Annotated in this window: 16 protein-coding genes, 2 tRNA genes and 1 other annotated feature; of the genes, 11 read left to right on the top strand and 7 right to left on the bottom strand. The window is 45.9% G+C overall.

All coding sequences use genetic code 11. The annotated features are described in order from the left end of the window. Positions 1-184 precede the first annotated feature (184 nt). The 3 genes from KNO85_RS12845 to KNO85_RS12835 all read left to right on the top strand — a co-directional run bounded on the left by KNO85_RS12845 (position 185) and on the right by KNO85_RS12835 (position 2413). Complete coding sequence (locus tag KNO85_RS12845; RefSeq protein WP_214790652.1) at positions 185-1387, top strand: LCP family protein; 1203 nt, start codon at positions 185-187, stop codon at positions 1385-1387. Positions 1388-1466: 79 nt separating this feature from the next. Continuing rightward, the gene (locus KNO85_RS12840; RefSeq protein WP_214790650.1) at positions 1467-2174 is read left to right on the top strand and encodes an SDR family oxidoreductase; all 708 of its coding nucleotides are present in this window, start codon (positions 1467-1469) and stop codon (positions 2172-2174) included. Positions 2175-2194: 20 nt separating this feature from the next. Then, positions 2195-2413 (top strand): PspC domain-containing protein, encoded by a 219-nt coding sequence (locus KNO85_RS12835; RefSeq protein WP_214790648.1) that lies wholly within the window; start codon positions 2195-2197, stop codon positions 2411-2413. Positions 2414-2451: 38 nt separating this feature from the next. Here the strand turns inward: KNO85_RS12835 and KNO85_RS12830 are convergent, their stop codons facing one another. Then, complete coding sequence (locus KNO85_RS12830; protein ID WP_214790646.1) at positions 2452-3306, bottom strand: aldose 1-epimerase family protein; 855 nt, start codon at positions 3304-3306, stop codon at positions 2452-2454. 74 nt (positions 3307-3380) lie between these two features. Between KNO85_RS12830 and KNO85_RS12825 the strand changes: the two genes are divergently transcribed. Continuing rightward, positions 3381-3947 (top strand): TlpA family protein disulfide reductase, encoded by a 567-nt coding sequence (locus tag KNO85_RS12825; RefSeq protein ID WP_251130700.1) that lies wholly within the window; start codon positions 3381-3383, stop codon positions 3945-3947. A 48-nt stretch (positions 3948-3995) separates the two neighbouring features. Here the strand turns inward: KNO85_RS12825 and KNO85_RS12820 are convergent, their stop codons facing one another. From KNO85_RS12820 to KNO85_RS12805, 4 genes are all read right to left on the bottom strand, one after another. Beyond that, positions 3996-4202, bottom strand: coding sequence for a DUF3006 domain-containing protein (locus KNO85_RS12820; RefSeq protein WP_015880796.1), 207 nt, complete (start codon positions 4200-4202; stop codon positions 3996-3998). A gap of 408 nt (positions 4203-4610) precedes the next feature. Then, on the bottom strand, positions 4611-5411 hold the full coding sequence (locus tag KNO85_RS12815; protein WP_214790642.1) for an MBL fold metallo-hydrolase: 801 nt from the start codon (positions 5409-5411) through the stop codon (positions 4611-4613). A 156-nt stretch (positions 5412-5567) separates the two neighbouring features. Further along, positions 5568-5641, bottom strand: a tRNA-Gly gene (locus tag KNO85_RS12810). 13 nt (positions 5642-5654) lie between these two features. Beyond that, a tRNA-Gly gene (locus KNO85_RS12805) sits at positions 5655-5728 on the bottom strand. A gap of 130 nt (positions 5729-5858) precedes the next feature. Between KNO85_RS12805 and KNO85_RS12800 the strand changes: the two genes are divergently transcribed. From KNO85_RS12800 to KNO85_RS12790, 3 genes are read left to right on the top strand one after another with little or no spacing between them, the layout of a single operon-like run. Continuing rightward, entirely contained in the window at positions 5859-6218 is a 360-nt protein-coding gene (locus KNO85_RS12800) for a hypothetical protein (RefSeq protein ID WP_214790640.1), read from the top strand. Positions 6219-6220: 2 nt separating this feature from the next. Further along, a complete protein-coding gene (locus KNO85_RS12795) occupies positions 6221-6775 on the top strand; it encodes a hypothetical protein (RefSeq protein WP_260569837.1) in 555 nt (184 codons plus the stop codon). After that, a complete protein-coding gene (locus KNO85_RS12790; protein WP_214790638.1) occupies positions 6772-7185 on the top strand; it encodes a DUF3805 domain-containing protein in 414 nt (137 codons plus the stop codon). The genes KNO85_RS12795 and KNO85_RS12790 overlap by 4 nt, the downstream gene beginning before the upstream one ends. 49 nt (positions 7186-7234) lie before the next feature. Here KNO85_RS12790 and KNO85_RS12785 read toward each other — a convergent pair whose 3' ends face one another. Together KNO85_RS12785 and KNO85_RS12780 are read right to left on the bottom strand one after the other, a co-directional pair. Beyond that, positions 7235-8143, bottom strand: coding sequence for an alpha/beta fold hydrolase (locus tag KNO85_RS12785; protein WP_214790636.1), 909 nt, complete (start codon positions 8141-8143; stop codon positions 7235-7237). A gap of 14 nt (positions 8144-8157) precedes the next feature. Next, a complete protein-coding gene (locus KNO85_RS12780; protein WP_214790634.1) occupies positions 8158-9843 on the bottom strand; it encodes a formate--tetrahydrofolate ligase in 1686 nt (561 codons plus the stop codon). 241 nt (positions 9844-10084) lie between these two features. Here KNO85_RS12780 and KNO85_RS12775 point away from each other — a divergent pair, with 241 nt between their 5' ends. The 4 genes from KNO85_RS12775 (at position 10085) to KNO85_RS12760 (ending at position 14739) form a co-directional block, all read left to right on the top strand. Then, positions 10085-10990 carry a carbohydrate ABC transporter permease gene (locus tag KNO85_RS12775; RefSeq protein WP_371816667.1) on the top strand — a complete coding sequence of 302 codons (906 nt, stop codon included), beginning with the start codon at positions 10085-10087 and terminating at the stop codon, positions 10988-10990. Between the two features lie 80 nt (positions 10991-11070). Continuing rightward, positions 11071-11889, top strand: a complete 819-nt coding sequence (locus KNO85_RS12770; RefSeq protein ID WP_214790821.1) for a carbohydrate ABC transporter permease — start codon at positions 11071-11073, stop codon at positions 11887-11889. 104 nt (positions 11890-11993) lie between these two features. Next, positions 11994-12234 (top strand) — a binding site (T-box leader). A gap of 70 nt (positions 12235-12304) precedes the next feature. Next, a complete protein-coding gene (gene asnA, locus KNO85_RS12765) occupies positions 12305-13285 on the top strand; it encodes an aspartate--ammonia ligase (protein WP_214790632.1) in 981 nt (326 codons plus the stop codon). 161 nt (positions 13286-13446) lie between these two features. Next, positions 13447-14739 carry an ABC transporter substrate-binding protein gene (locus tag KNO85_RS12760; RefSeq protein ID WP_214790630.1) on the top strand — a complete coding sequence of 431 codons (1293 nt, stop codon included), beginning with the start codon at positions 13447-13449 and terminating at the stop codon, positions 14737-14739. Positions 14740-14815 lie beyond the last annotated feature (76 nt).

Genomic DNA, 14815 nt, shown 5'->3' with positions numbered 1-14815 from the left:
TTTCATTCATACTTGTTGCATGCATCCTTGATTTGGGCAGACACCAATTATTATTCCTTTCCCGGATTTCATCTGAAACAATCATACGGTCTCATGCTTAAGACGGATTTTCAGTAGAAACGTTGTCAGATCAATGAGGGTTCGGGATAATAGAGAAAAATTGATAAAGTTGAGGATTGAAAATATGAAAGATGATCAACGTTTATCGCGTATAGAACGTAGAAAGCGCGAACTCGAACAACAAGAGCTTGAGGCGTCTCGTTTGAATGATGAGCAATCATCAAACGAGAGAACAGATATAAATGAAGCATCACGACTCAAAGAGCCGGATGAAGGGGCGGAGCATCCTTTCTTAAACGAGAGATCGCCAGAGACCTCGAAACCAAACCAAGAAGCGTCAAAAAAACGGAGAAAGCGGATGCTTCGAATGCCGTCATTCTCAAAACCGAAACGCAAGACCTCTCGACCGAAGTCGAATCATGCGACGCAACAACCGAAATCGTCAAAGCCGTCAAGACGAGAAGTCGATCAATCACCAAAACCATCAAGTAAACGAAAGCGTAAGTGGAAAGGGAAAGTTGCCCTTCTTCTCATTTTGATGTTGCTTGTCGCGGGGTATGTGGCGACCTCGCCGTTCACGTTCCTCATCATGGGAAGTGATGCAAGGGTTGGAGAATCATTATCAGGTTCTCGTACAGATTCTTTACAATTGATGGAGTTTGTCCCTCGCTCGCGCACGGTGCAAAACGTGTCGATTCCGCGCGATACGTACACGGCCATTCCGTGTGAGCCAGACCGAGAGGGTGATAAAATCACCCATGCCTTCGCTTATGGGGGAGCAGACTGTACGGTCGGTGCTGTTGAAGGGTTGACCGATGCGTCGGTCGATGGACAAGTCGTGATTACGTTCGAATCGTTTATGGAATTGATTGATTTGATTGGTGGTGTCAATGTGACGGCAACGCATTCGTTCAGTGAGAAGGGGTTCAACCAAACATATGAGTATACGGAAGGTGTTTCTTACGCAATGGATGGAGACATGGCGCTTGCCTATGCGCGACACCGCAAGACGGATACGGACGGTGCTCGTTCGAATCGTCAAACCGAAGTCATGACGGCTGTTGCGGAGAAGTTGGCTAGTCCATCGGGATGGACGAAAATTCCGGCAATGTATCGTTTCATGAAAGAGGAAATGGGTCTTGAGATGAACATCTTGCAAATGGCCTCTGTCGGACTCACGATGATCTCGAACCCGGACGTGAATAAGATGCAGGTCGAGGGACAAGATGCCTATATTAACAATGTGTACTACTACGAACCGTTAGAAGAAAGTGTGCAATCCATTCGCGAGGCTCTCGATTTGTCGATGTGGGGCACGGTGAGATAATTTTAAGAAAAGGGTTTGATTCTGACTTGAAAGAGGAATTTTAAACAAATGAACTACTCTTTTGAGGAGGGAAATTTGAATGAAAGTATTAGTCATTGGAGCAACAGGAAAGATCGGGAAACGTGTATTGAAAAGTCTAGCGAAGACCCATCAAGTGACCGCTTTAATTCGTTATCCTGAACTACAAGCAGAGTACGAGAAAATGGGTGCGCATGTGTTGACGGTTGATGTCGAGAAAGAACTTGAGAAAAAAGTTCATGAGGCGACAAGTGGACAAGATGCAGTCATCATTGCGGCGACTGCTGGCGCAGACGGATCGAGTACCGAAATTGAACTGCTCGACCGAAACGTCGCAATGAACGCGATCGACGCTGCTAAAAAGGAAAGAGTACGTCACGTCGTCTTACTCAGCGCATATGGCGCGGACCAACCGAATGCCGCACCAAAGGAACTCTTTAATTTTCTGTCAGCCAACAATGCCGCCGACGAATATATCGAACATAGCGGTTTGAACTATACGATCATTTGCCCAGTGACCATTGTTGATGAACCGAGTAAAGGCTCCATCGAAGCATCTGAAGATTTGAACGATGCGGATGGTGCGACGATTTCCGAGACGGATGTCGCGACTGTCATCGCTGCATCTCTTGACAACCGTGGATTATACGGTCGCCGAATCGAAATTAAGTCGGGTAGTACACCGATTAATGAAGCGCTTGATTTTGAAGGCCGTGGAGAAGTGGCAAACGGAGGTAGAACCACGTTACGCCGACCACAACGATCATAACGAGTTGAGGAGAAGATGATATGGAACGCAAGTTGTATAAAGATGAAAATAATAAAATGATTGCTGGAGTCTGTTCAGGGCTCGGGAATTATCTAGGGGTGGACGTCACCATCATGCGTGTTCTATTTGTGGCGATGGCACTTCTCGGTGGGCCAGGACTTCTCATTTATATTGTCTTGGCAATCATTATGAAAAAACCGCCATCAGAATATGAGGCGGAACAAGAAGATCGTTTCTAACGAAAAAAACAATCCGACGATGATCGTCGGATTGTTTTTTAGTGTTCAATATATAGAGTATAGCTCGCTTCGAACGTTTCGTTTGGGGCAAGGAGTTGTATTCCTTCTTTGTGCAGAAAATCTTTCCGATGTCCTTTATAATCTGCGTGACCGAACCACGGCTCAAGGCAAACGAATGGAGCATCTTTATGGGGTGGGGACCAAATGCCAAAATGAGTAAACGAGGGGCTCTCCATCACAATCGCAGTGCCTGAGGGCTGATGACGTAGTGCAGCGTACTCGACATTTTCGAAAATCAATGCATCGTCGTCAAATAGCGATCGGGTGAGCGGGATATATTGGCGTTCACCTAATGGTTGATAGGCTCCTGTCAGGTAAGGACCCTCTAATAAGTAACGGTCAAGTGTACGCACCTCTCCGAAGTCGAGTGTATAGTCTTCGAACGCGCCACCCATGAAAGGGATGTTAAAAGCGGGGTGACCACCGATACTGAATGGTAAAACGGTTTCACCCGGATTATGGACACGATATGTGACAATCACTTCTTCGCCTACGAGTTGATACGATACGTTCAGCACGAACGGGAAGGGGTAATGTTGACGTAATTCTGGTGTATCTTTCAAGGTGAAACGGACGGAAGTAGTAGTCGACGATTCAATGTCGAAAATTGCGTCACGAGCAAAGCCGTGCTGACTCATCGTATACGTATTGCCTTCGTATATATACTGGTCATCTAATAAGCGCCCGACAATCGGGAAAAGGATTGGGGCTTGTCGTCCCCAATATGTCGGATCACCTTGCCATAAATATTCCTTCTCGGATACTTTCCAACTGGTCATTTCCGCACCCTGTGCTTTTAATGTAATCTGAATTTTTTCGTTTTGAAGTTGCACGATACATACGCTCCTTTGCGGTTTGTGATAAGTTAAGTGTAGAAATCTTAAGTAAAACAAACAAGGGGTAAATGATGCGCTTACAAAGAATCGTAATCGGAACGCTCATCCTTCTATTGATTGCTGGGCTCGTTTACAAAGGATACGAAGAATATATGATGTCGCAAAAGCAAGAAGAAGCGGTTCCTATCGTCCAAAATGAATCAGCCTTAGGAGGACTCGAAGTGGGGCAACAAGCTCCAGACTTCGCCTTGAATACGTTGGACGAGGAGGGTCTCACCCTTTCGCAGTTCCAAGGAACGCCGGTAGTCATTAATTTTTGGGCTTCATGGTGCCCGCCTTGTCGAGATGAGTTTCCTGAACTTGTGTCATTTGAAAAAGCGACAGGAATCCCTGTCCTTGGGGTGAACGTCACGAAAAATGAACGACGTGGAAAAGCAGACGTCGAGGCTTTTTTGAAGGAGTACCCGGTTGATTTTCCAATTTTGTTAGATGAAGAGGCTGTCGTAGAGCAACAATATCGCGTCGTCGCGTTACCGACAACGTATGTGTTAGATGAACACGGTGTAATTGTGGCGAAGAAGACCGGTCCCGTTGATGAAGCCTGGATTCAGCAACAAATCGAAAAGACGTCAATGTAATATTTCAAAAAAGCTGAACGATCTGCCCTTTATGGGAGGGCAGATCGTTCAGCTTTTATAGTGTTGCTTGATCAATGCATCAAAATTTGGGGTCATATCTTCTTCAAGATAATAATGATGATTGTCTCGAATGATTGTATCACCAACACGTGCTTCGGAAGGTAGGAATCGTCTAGGAATGAAACTTGAGCCGTTATTCCATCTCAATACGGCATATTTTCCCTCGATTCGCACCAATGTACCGTACTTAATCATGCCTCTTCCTCCTCGACGAGCATCTTCTGTCTCTTTTTATCCTTACATCATGTATTCCCATATTCCACAAAAGCTACACATCTTTACGAGTGTCTGTCTAATCAGAAAGAGGAAGTTGTTTCAAGAAGCGAAAGAGATTAAGTTTGATAAATGTGAAGGAAGTTTGAAGAAAACGCTTTCTTTTTTTAAAATGGTCTTCTATAATGAAAACACGGGGTGATTATGACGAAACTGTGAACAATGGGGGGATGGTCATGTTTTCTTCTGCAATGATTGGGTTACTCGCTCTGACGGGAGTAACGATCTATGGGGTTGACCGTATGTTCACGGTCCGCTCAGAACGCGTCACAAAGAAATAGGTCTACATAGGGGGAAATCGCAACGTCTTGGGGAGACGTTGCGATTTTTTTAGTAATCTTGTTGACGAGACCGGCGATCGGTCTCTTTTTGTTCCACCATTTTTCGATTGCGTTCATGAACACGGTCGAAAAAGGAATGCTCTGGCCACATAGGAGACCAATGACGGTTTTCGGGAAGTGCCAAAATGTATTCTTCACCTGCGCTCAATCGTTCAATCATCTTACTACGATTGTCGCACAGGTCACCATGTCCCGGCACGAACCATTGAATTTCATGTTCATAAATGATAGTTTGTAACGTTTGGAGTGTCTCGAGATAAGCGCTCGGGTCATGCTCGATAAAGGGGGGCTCGATATTCGAACCGTAATCTCCACAAACAAGTAGATTCATCGATTCAATCAGAATGGACAAGTGTGTCGCATCATGACCGGGTGTCGAAATAAATGTAACAGGAACAGCACCGAGTTGAAGTGTCTGGTTCGGTTGAACCACGATATCAATTTCGGGTTTTTGAATCGGGCGATCGATATAGTGCTGCTCATAGAACTCTCGAATCTCATCTAACTGATCAGATGAATCGGCATCAACAAACGCCTGTGAAGCGATCGTCGTCGCATCTTTAAAGCCGTAAGCCCCGATAATGTGATCAAAATGATGGTGAGTGAAGATGACGTAAAGTGGGCGATCATTACGGTTTAGCTCGATATCCCGACGAATCGTGGCGATCTCTTCAGGAAGCCACGTCGGGTCAATCAAGAGAATGGCGTCTGGTGTATCAATCAAAGTCGATGTGGTTCGCATTAATGCACTTTCGTAAATCGTGAATGATTGCAGTTTCGCTTGAATCAAAAGAGTTCCTCCTCATCTGATTAGGTTCATTCACTCTTTTCCCCAAAACAATCGAAGGAACAACAAAAAAGCAGAAAGTCAGATGACTTTCTGCTTTTGCAAGGTCTCAACCGTGCATTGTATGTGTGCGAGAGGCTCTCGCGTATATGTCGATATTGGAGCGGGTGAAGAGAATCGAACTCTCGTCATCAGCTTGGAAGGCTGAGGTTTTACCATTAAACTACACCCGCATGAAAAAGAATATGGAGCGGGTGAAGGGAATCGAACCCTCGTCATCAGCTTGGAAGGCTGAGGTTTTACCATTAAACTACACCCGCGAAACGTCTTAACGTTACTTTGATATAATAGCATATCAGATTCTATTTGCAAACCCTTTTTTAAAAAACTTTTTAGGTTGCAGAATCCTATCCACAACGAAGATAATAGAAAAAAGGGGAGAAATCAAATATGAATGAACGAAAATCATATTTACGACTGATGGGCGAAGGATTTCGAATGTTGAAGCAGTCCAAACAAACAGACACGGCAGTGTCTCTCCGAAACTGGACGTTTTCCATTCATCGCGATGAAGAATGGTATGTTGTATTACGCTCGAATCGGGTCAAGTGGGTCGGATTGCCGAGTCGTACATTTGCCATTTCACCTGATACGATTCAAATTGGAGATCTTCGAATGATACGTCACCCTGAATCGAACGAAGTACGTTTGACAATCGATGAAGAATGGGGATTGGAAAATAAGGTTGTTTGTGACAACCTAGAATGGGAAACATTCGTCGATGCGCTCAAACAAGTGAAGGGGGAGTAAGCGTGAGTGGAGAGAGGTTGTATCGAATGGAAGCGGAAGCACGAGGGAGTGCTTGGCGTGCACGAGTTCTGACAGGGATTCAGCGATTTCGATTTTACAAAGGGGAATTGCTCGCACCATCGAACCGACCGTATGTCGTATTGAGTATCTCGCAAGATGAAGGATCCTTACCTGATCTAATTGAAACGGATATGGGCATCCTCTTGATCCATGAGCGGGTAAGTCCAATCTTTATGAATGTCTGTCCATATGACGTTCAGCTCGTCCGTGTCGAGCTTCATACAAGCACAGGGAAGACCGATCGATATTGCGCGCTTAATGTACTTCGACGCTTTGAAATCGAATACCTCGAACACTCGAATGAGTATCGTCCGTTAAGTACGGATCGATTCTATTTCCTATCCAATCAAACGGTTCGAATGAATTTATTCGGACATATGATTGCCCAAGATGTAAATAGCCAACGTCTTTACGTGACCGAACGACTAAAGTACGCATTACAAGCAAAAATGGTCACAGGACTGGCATTTAAGCAAGTAAAGGAGAAAACAGCATGAAAGAGTATGAAATCGATGGGTGGTTCCGCCTGACGTATCCGGAACATTACGAATACAATGAAGAAGAAGACTACGTGAGCTTCTATTCAACAGAAGAGGATGCGCAAGGAACGCTTCAAATTTCCATCTACGAATCTGAAGATTCACAAGAACCAAAAGAAGCCGTCTTACGCGAACTCAATACGTTCTTAGGAGAGTTCCCGATCGATGTAAAAGTGGCGCCGAGCGTGACGGATGAGACGGGTAACATGACGACAGCTTACGCAAGCGGGATCGAAGACGGGATGCATCTAGATGTATGGTCGTTGACGGACGGAAAACGTCTTTTGTTCTTGACGTATGTCGCCGATCAAGTGACGAATGAAAAGATGGAGATCGAATCTATCATCGACTCAGTCGAATGGACATAAAATGAGACACGACGCCAAGTCATAGGCGCGTGTCTCATTTTTTTACTGATTACTGGATTTTGTTTTGCTTCATCCACATCAGTATGTCTGACCATACTTGTTCCCGGTCCGCTTCACGCAGAATTTCATGTCGAGCATCGTCATAAGTTGCGACGGAAAGTTCGACGTCCGCCTTACGATATTTTTCGATGATCCCGTTCAACCCTTCCCCATCATGTATGACAGGATCGTCCATCCCAGCGACAAACAACACCGGGAGAGACTTCGGATGTTCATGAATGCGCGCAGAGGTTGTGACATCAAGGGAGGCCCGGGTTACTTCGTGTAAAAAGCCGAGTGAGGGGAGGCCGCCGCAATTCGAATCATCTAAATACGAGTCGACTTCTTCGGGAACGCTTGAAAGCCAGTCACTATCCGTTCGAGCAGGTAAAAATTTAAGGTTGTAGCGCCCGAACAAAAGACGTTCAAAGAAACGGGATTGATGTGTAGCGCCTTTTCGTTTCATGGCAGTAGCGATCAAACGATGTCCAACTTCACCCGCGACCCCTGGATGTGGGGGCGGGGCGACGACAATCACACCAGCCAAGGCGTGTCCCATAGTTTGACCGAGTCGACGAACAAGAAGAGAACCGAAACTATGACCTAATACATACGTAGGGCGATCATCCTCATAACGGTTGATCAAGTACTGAGCATCATCGACGAGTTGCTGAAACCCATCGCCAGGAGCGAGGTGCCCGTATGTCTGTTGGTCGTGGGCGCTTGATCCCGCTCCTCGTAAGTCACATATGAATACATCATATCCATTTTCTGTTAGAAAGTGAGCGAATTCAATATATCTTTCATGGTGTTCAAGCATCCCGTGAAAGATGAATATTTTTCCAATGGACTGCTCTGCCCGAATTTCCATCACTTCTGTTTGATATCCGTCTGGATACGTCAACTCCGAAAGAACCATGTGTCATCCTCCTATTAGAAAAGTCCGATTGCTTTTCCAGATTCATCAATGCCCATATTGAGAGCGGCTGGATGTTTCGGTAAGCCTGGCATCGTTAAAACGTTTCCTGTGAGAGCAACGAGGAAACCTGCTCCTACTGATGGTTTTAATTCGCGGACCGTGATGGTGAATCCTTGTTGATAACCGAACTTGGAAGGATCGTCTGATAGAGAAAACGGTGTCTTCGCCATACAGATTGGTAAGTCTGCCCAGCCTTTCTGTTGAATCTCAAGCATTTGTTTTTTGGCTTTTGCGGTGAACGTGACATCAGCCGCTCCATATACTTCCCGGGCAATCGTTTTAATTTTTTGTTCAATCGAATCGGTTAACTCGTAAAGTGGCGATAACTTACTTTCGTTTGATTCAACCGCATCAATGACGGCTTCAGCGAGCTGTTGGCCGCCCATTCCACCATTTGCCCACACTTCACTTAACGAAGCGCGAATATCGTGCGCTTTGCACCAGTCAAGTACTGTCGCAATCTCTTCTTCAGTATCTGAATTGAATCGATTTAAGGCCACGACGGTTGGGAGACCTAGCTTTTTCATCGTATCGATATGTTTCGCGAGCAATTTCATTCCCTTACCAACTGCACCGACATTCTCGATGTGAAGTTGATCTTTTGATACGCCGCCATGCATCTTCAGAGCACGAACGGTCGCAACAAGCACAACCGCATCTGGATTTAACTCTCCCACTCGAGACTTGATGTGACAGAACTTTTCAGCTCCGAGGTCGGCGCCGAAGCCTGCTTCCGTCACGACATATTCACCAAGTTTCAAAGCTGTTTTTGTCGCAATGAGCGAGTTACAGCCGTGGGCGATATTCGCAAACGGTCCACCATGGACGAGGGCAGGAGTTTGTTCGATTGTTTGGACTAAGTTCGGCTTGAACGCTTCTTTCAAAAGCAATGTTGCCGCTCCGGCCGCACCGATTTGCTCAGCAGTAATTGGTTCCTGTTGGTGGTCGTAGGCAACGACAATTCTTTTAATCCGATCTTCAAGATCCTTTAAGGAGTCAGCGAGGCAAAGAATTGCCATAATTTCAGATGCAACGGTAATGTCGAAACCTTCTTCGCGCGGTACGCCGTGAGCAGCACCTCCGAGACCGACGGTGACGTGACGGAGAGCACGGTCGTTCAAATCAAGGACGCGCTTCCAGACGATACGGCGGACATCGATGCCAAGGTCATTTCCTTGGTGAAGATGATTGTCAATCATAGCACTGATTGTATTATGGGCTGACGTAATAGCATGCATGTCTCCCGTGAAATGGAGGTTGATGTCTTCCATCGGGAGGACTTGGCTGAAACCACCGCCAGCAGCTCCACCTTTCAAGCCCATCGTCGGTCCGAGTGACGGTTCGCGAAGACAGACGATTGCCTGCTTATTCAACTGGTTCAAGGCTTGGCCGAGTCCGACCGTAACCGTTGATTTGCCTTCTCCAGCTGGCGTCGGATTGATGGCTGTGACGAGTACAAGTTTTCCATCTTGTTTTGTCTTCACACGATCAAGGACATCGTAAGAAAGTTTGGCTTTGTATTTTCCGTAAAGGTCAAGATCGTCTTCTTGTAGTCCGATTTTTGCTGCGATCTCTTTTATTGGCAATGTTTTAGCTTGTTGCGCGATCGTTAGATCAGATAATGGTTTCGTTGTTGTCATGAGAAAGTACCTCCATTTTCGAACGATGTGTTTTATATATCAATTAATATTCGGATTTGGCGTTTTAAAGGACGAGACGAATCGATTGACATACAATCCGTTCGTATTGTCATTGATTTTATCATAACTCATCAGAGCGTGAAATTCATTCATTCCGTTCAATATTTTCCACCCTTTCCGTCAAATGTATCCGTTTTCATAAAAGGTTCTTCACGATACATTGATAGTGGAGGCGATACACATGACAGAAACTTCGAAACGGATGAAACGAAGACGAAATTGGAAGAAGCCAGCGAGTTTCATAGCATTTGTCGGACCAGCTTTTCTAGCGTTCGTCGCTATCGTTCTCATCCCGTTTTTTAACGGAATCTACTATAGTTTCACAGATTGGAACGGTGTGACAGGAGAATTGAATTTTGTCGGATTTGACAACTATCAACGTTTATTCCTTGAAGATGAGCAGTTCCGAGCTTCATTTTGGATTACGACCAAATACACAATTGTATCGGTCTTACTGACAAACATCGTCGGATTCTCATTGGCCTTGTTATTAACGATGAATATTAAGACACGAAATTTCTTACGGACGATATTCTTCATGCCAAACTTGATTGGTGGATTAATCCTCGGGTTTATTTGGCAGTTCATTTATGTGAAAGGTTTCGCCTCAATCGGGGCGTTGACGGGTTGGAGTCTGTTTGAATTACCATGGCTCGGAGATGCGCAAACAGCATTCTGGGGAATCGTCATTGTCGCGATCTGGCAAGGTGGCGGGTATGTCATGGTCATCTACATCGCAGCGTTACAAAATGTGCCGACCGACTTGATGGAGGCGGCGCGGATTGACGGGGCAAATCGCTTCAAAATGCTACGTCACATCACGTTGCCAATGATCATGCCATCGATCACGATTTGTTTGTTCTTGACGATTTCCTGGTCATTCAAAGTGTTTGATACGAACTTGTCACTCACGAACGGCGGACCGTTCAAATCAACGGAAATGTTGGCGTTAAATATTTACACGGAATCCTTCGTCAATAACAACTATGGTCTCGGGTCGGCGAAAGCGGTCATCTTCTTCTTGGTCGTAGCTGCGATTACGGTGACGCAAGTGTATGTGACTAAGAAACGGGAGGTGGAAGCATGACCACTGAGAAATTGGAACATGTCGAGAGAGGCGTAGAGAAGACACCGAAGCGCGCCCCGCAGCGTCCACTGCGCTCAGGAATGTATTCTTGGAATCTTGGAGTCATTGAACTTGTCGCCATCTTACTCGGACTTCTCTATTTGGTCCCGTTCTATTACGTCGTCGCCAACTCGTTCAAATCGATGGCTGAAATCTTTACGAATACATCGGCGTTACCGAATGAATGGTTGACGTCGAACTATACAGAAGCGTGGGAAGCGATGAATTATGGGCGTGTGTTTCTGAACTCACTTCTCATTACGGTCGGTGCGAATGCCATCATCGTCATCTTCACATCGATGGCAGCGTGGAAACTTGTTCGGACGAAGCATTGGATTTCCACGATGATTTTCTTCTTATTCGTGGCAGCGATGGTCATTCCATTTCAATCCATCATGATTCCACTCGTGAAAGTCTCGAGCATTCTCGGGTTACTCAACAGTCACTGGGGACTGATGGTCATGTATCTCGGATTTGGTTCCGGAATCTCTGTGTTCCTGTATCACGGGTTCATGAAATCGATCCCTGAAGAGATTGAAGAGGCGGCAATCATTGATGGCTGTTCGACATGGGGTGTATTTTGGCGCATCGTCTTCCCATTACTTAAGCCAATCACGGTGACGATTGTCATCTTGAATAGTCTATGGATTTGGAACGACTTCTTATTGCCATCGCTTGTTCTCCGTGACGTCGAATTACGGACGATTCCGCTCGCGACGTTCTATTTCTTTGGACAGTACACGAAGCAATGGGATCTTGCGTTAGCTGGTTTAGTGCTAGGAATCGTTCCGCTTCTGGTCTTTTTCTTTGGTATGCAAAAACATATCATCAAGGGGATCACAAGTGGCTCGATTAAATAACCCTCCCAAGGGAATCCTCCGTTCGCTACACGGAGGATTAATTTTTTTGAAAAAAGTCGTTGACATTAGTCTGAATATTTATAATAATGAACTCAATTCAATTGTGAACGACGTCGAAAGGACGAGTACACGAAGGTAGTGAGTCAAGCGATCCGGGGGTGGTGTGAGCCCGGTCTTAACCCTTCGTCGAAAAACTTCCTGGAGTCGCTACCCGAACGCTTTGCCAGTAGACGTAGCCGGACCGCTCCCCGTTATCGGAGTTACGAGATGATTGTCTCGAAAAAGTGAGTAGATTTGTCTACTAATTTGGGTGGCACCGCGGAACCGAAGTCTTCCGTCCCATGTTCGATGGGAATGGAGGGCTTTTTTTTCATGGCTTCATTTTCAAATATTCCACAATTGGAGGAAACGGAAAATGACAACAGCAACAAGCACGATGAAGGAAAGACAGCAGACAATCGCAGCAGTAAAGGCACTCTTCGAGGAGAAAGTCTCACGTGAACTCGGACTCACTCAAGTACAGGCACCGCTATTCGTTGAATCGGCAAGTGGGGTCAACGATCATCTAAACGGAGTGGAGCGAATCATTCAGTTCGATACGATGTATCCGGGCCATGAGCTCGAGATTGTACAATCGCTTGCGAAATGGAAACGTGAGGCACTCGGACGTTATGGGTTCGGTGTCGGGGAAGGTTTGTATACTCAAATGCGAGCCATTCGCCGTGATGAAGAACTTGATGCGACACATTCGCTCTTCGTCGACCAGTGGGACTGGGAACGAGTCATCGCTCGGGAAGAGCGAACGATGGGGTATTTAAAAGCAACGGTCGAGTCGATTTATGCGGCACTCCGTGAAACAGAGTCGGCAGTGGAAACAACGTATGGCATTGAAGCGATTCTTCCCGAAGCAATCCATTTCATCACGAGTCAAGAGTTGGAGGACACATATCCGACGATGACACCGAAAGAGCGTGAGAGTGCAATCTGTAAAGAATATGGCGCTGTCTTTATCTCGCAAATTGGAGATCTTCTCGCTTCTGGCATGAAACACGATGGCCGTGCAGCAGACTATGATGACTGGTCGCTCAACGGTGATATCCTCGTCTGGCATCCGGAACTCGAATCGGCATTTGAATTATCGTCGATGGGAATCCGGGTAGATGAAACGGCTCTTGATGCGCAGTTGAAAAAAGCAGACGCTGATGAGAAACGGGCATACCCGTTCCACCAAGGTGTTCTCGAAGGGACACTCCCGCTGACAATCGGTGGAGGCATCGGACAATCCCGCATGGCGATGTACCTCTTGCGTGCGCGTCACATCGGAGAGGTGCAAACGTCGGTCTGGCCAGAAGAAGTGATGCAGTCGTGCAAAGAAGCTGGCATCAGCTTGTTGTAATATAATAAGAAGAAACACGGAACAGGACTCGAGAATATGAGTCCTGTTTTTCTGTGCAACATTTTCCACCCTATCCGTCAATTTTGACACCTACATAGTGGAAGCGTTTTCATTTAAAGTTGATTTTGTAAAGAATGGATGAGTTTAAGGGAGGAAATGAGATGAAACGGAAGTGGAAATTGTCAACAGCGGTCATGACGGCTGGAATGGTCCTAACACTTACGGCTTGTGGCGGAGGATCACTCACGGATGAAGGTTCTTCTGAAGGAAATGCGGATAATGGCGACAAGAAAGACGTCACGTTGAACGTCTTCCAATTCAAAGCGGAGATTGCGAAAGATCTTGAAGCGATGGCAAAAGAGTATGAAGAAGAAACAGGTGTGAAAGTCACCGTCCAAACAGTCGGTGGCGGTGCGGACTATGGTGCGGCCCTCAAATCGCAATTCGCTTCAGGCAACGAACCAGACATTTTCAACAACGGTGGCTTCACAGAAGCGCAGACGTGGAAAGACAAACTCGAAGACTTATCGAGCGAGAAGTGGGTCGGTGATTTGACGGAAGTTGCTAAAGAACCGATGACGATGGATGGTAAATTATACGGAATGCCGATGAACCTCGAAGGGTACGGATTCATCTATAATAAAGAACTATTTGAAAAAGCGGGTATCAAAGAGTTGCCGAAAACGCTCTCTGAACTGACAGATGCTGCTGAAAAACTTGAGAAGGCAGGCATCACACCATTCTCTGTCGGTTATGCAGAGTTCTGGATTTTAGGAATCCACTTGTTGAACATTCCGATGGCGCAACAAGACGATCCGGACGCGTTCATTCAAGCACTTAATGAAAATAAAGCGAAATTTGAAGACAACGAACAGTTCCAAGAATTTTTGAAGCTATTTGATTTAACAATTAAATACGGGAATAAGAACCCGTTGACGACAGACTACAATACACAAGTCACACAGTTCGCCCAAGGAGAGACAGCGATGCTCCAACAAGGGAACTGGGCGCAACAGATGATTCTCGATGTGAATCCGGATATGGAGATGGGCTTCGTTCCAATCCCGATCAACGACGATGCCGAGAAGATGGATCGCCTTCCGGTTGGCGTGCCGAACAACTGGGTCGTCAACAAGAACTCGAAGTATAAGGAAGAAGCAAAAGACTTCTTAGAGTGGATGGCGACGTCTGATACTGGAAAAGACTATATGGTCAACAAGTTTAAATTTATCCCTGCATTCAAGTCGATTGAAGCGAACGACCTCGGACCGCTCGCAGATGATATCTTGGCGTATTCGAATGAAGGGAAGACCATCTCATGGAACTGGTTCAAGTATCCAGATGGTGCGGTGAATGAATACGGTGCGCTTATGCAGGCATACGTGGGTGGACAAAAAACAGGTGAAGAGATGCTTCAAGACTTCACGAAAGTATGGCAAGACAAAGTGAAATAAGCGAGACACAGACGGTGAAACGACCCCTTCGCCGTCTGTGTTTTTTTTATGAAGAAACTGTCACAAGAATCCCATA

It is taken from the genome of Exiguobacterium sp. s124, from assembly GCF_018617485.1.
Taxonomy (GTDB): Bacteria; Bacillota; Bacilli; order Exiguobacteriales; family Exiguobacteriaceae; genus Exiguobacterium; species Exiguobacterium aestuarii.
This window is presented reverse-complemented; position numbering and strand designations above follow the sequence as displayed.

Excerpts from the sequence above, each read along its gene's own strand:
- KNO85_RS12845 (WP_214790652.1), top strand. The coding sequence starts at position 185 with ATGAAAGATGATCAACGTTTATCGCGTATAGAACGTAGAAAGCGCGAA.
- KNO85_RS12840 (WP_214790650.1), top strand. The coding sequence starts at position 1,467 with ATGAAAGTATTAGTCATTGGAGCAACAGGAAAGATCGGGAAACGTGTA.
- KNO85_RS12835 (WP_214790648.1), top strand. The coding sequence starts at position 2,195 with ATGGAACGCAAGTTGTATAAAGATGAAAATAATAAAATGATTGCTGGA.
- KNO85_RS12825 (WP_251130700.1), top strand. The coding sequence starts at position 3,381 with ATGCGCTTACAAAGAATCGTAATCGGAACGCTCATCCTTCTATTGATT.
- KNO85_RS12820 (WP_015880796.1), bottom strand. The coding sequence starts at position 4,202 with ATGATTAAGTACGGTACATTGGTGCGAATCGAGGGAAAATATGCCGTA.
- KNO85_RS12800 (WP_214790640.1), top strand. The coding sequence starts at position 5,859 with ATGAATGAACGAAAATCATATTTACGACTGATGGGCGAAGGATTTCGA.
- KNO85_RS12790 (WP_214790638.1), top strand. The coding sequence starts at position 6,772 with ATGAAAGAGTATGAAATCGATGGGTGGTTCCGCCTGACGTATCCGGAA.
- KNO85_RS12785 (WP_214790636.1), bottom strand. The coding sequence starts at position 8,143 with ATGGTTCTTTCGGAGTTGACGTATCCAGACGGATATCAAACAGAAGTG.
- KNO85_RS12780 (WP_214790634.1), bottom strand. The coding sequence starts at position 9,843 with ATGACAACAACGAAACCATTATCTGATCTAACGATCGCGCAACAAGCT.
- KNO85_RS12775 (WP_371816667.1), top strand. The coding sequence starts at position 10,085 with ATGACAGAAACTTCGAAACGGATGAAACGAAGACGAAATTGGAAGAAG.
- KNO85_RS12770 (WP_214790821.1), top strand. The coding sequence starts at position 11,071 with ATGTATTCTTGGAATCTTGGAGTCATTGAACTTGTCGCCATCTTACTC.
- asnA (WP_214790632.1), top strand. The coding sequence starts at position 12,305 with ATGACAACAGCAACAAGCACGATGAAGGAAAGACAGCAGACAATCGCA.
- KNO85_RS12760 (WP_214790630.1), top strand. The coding sequence starts at position 13,447 with ATGAAACGGAAGTGGAAATTGTCAACAGCGGTCATGACGGCTGGAATG.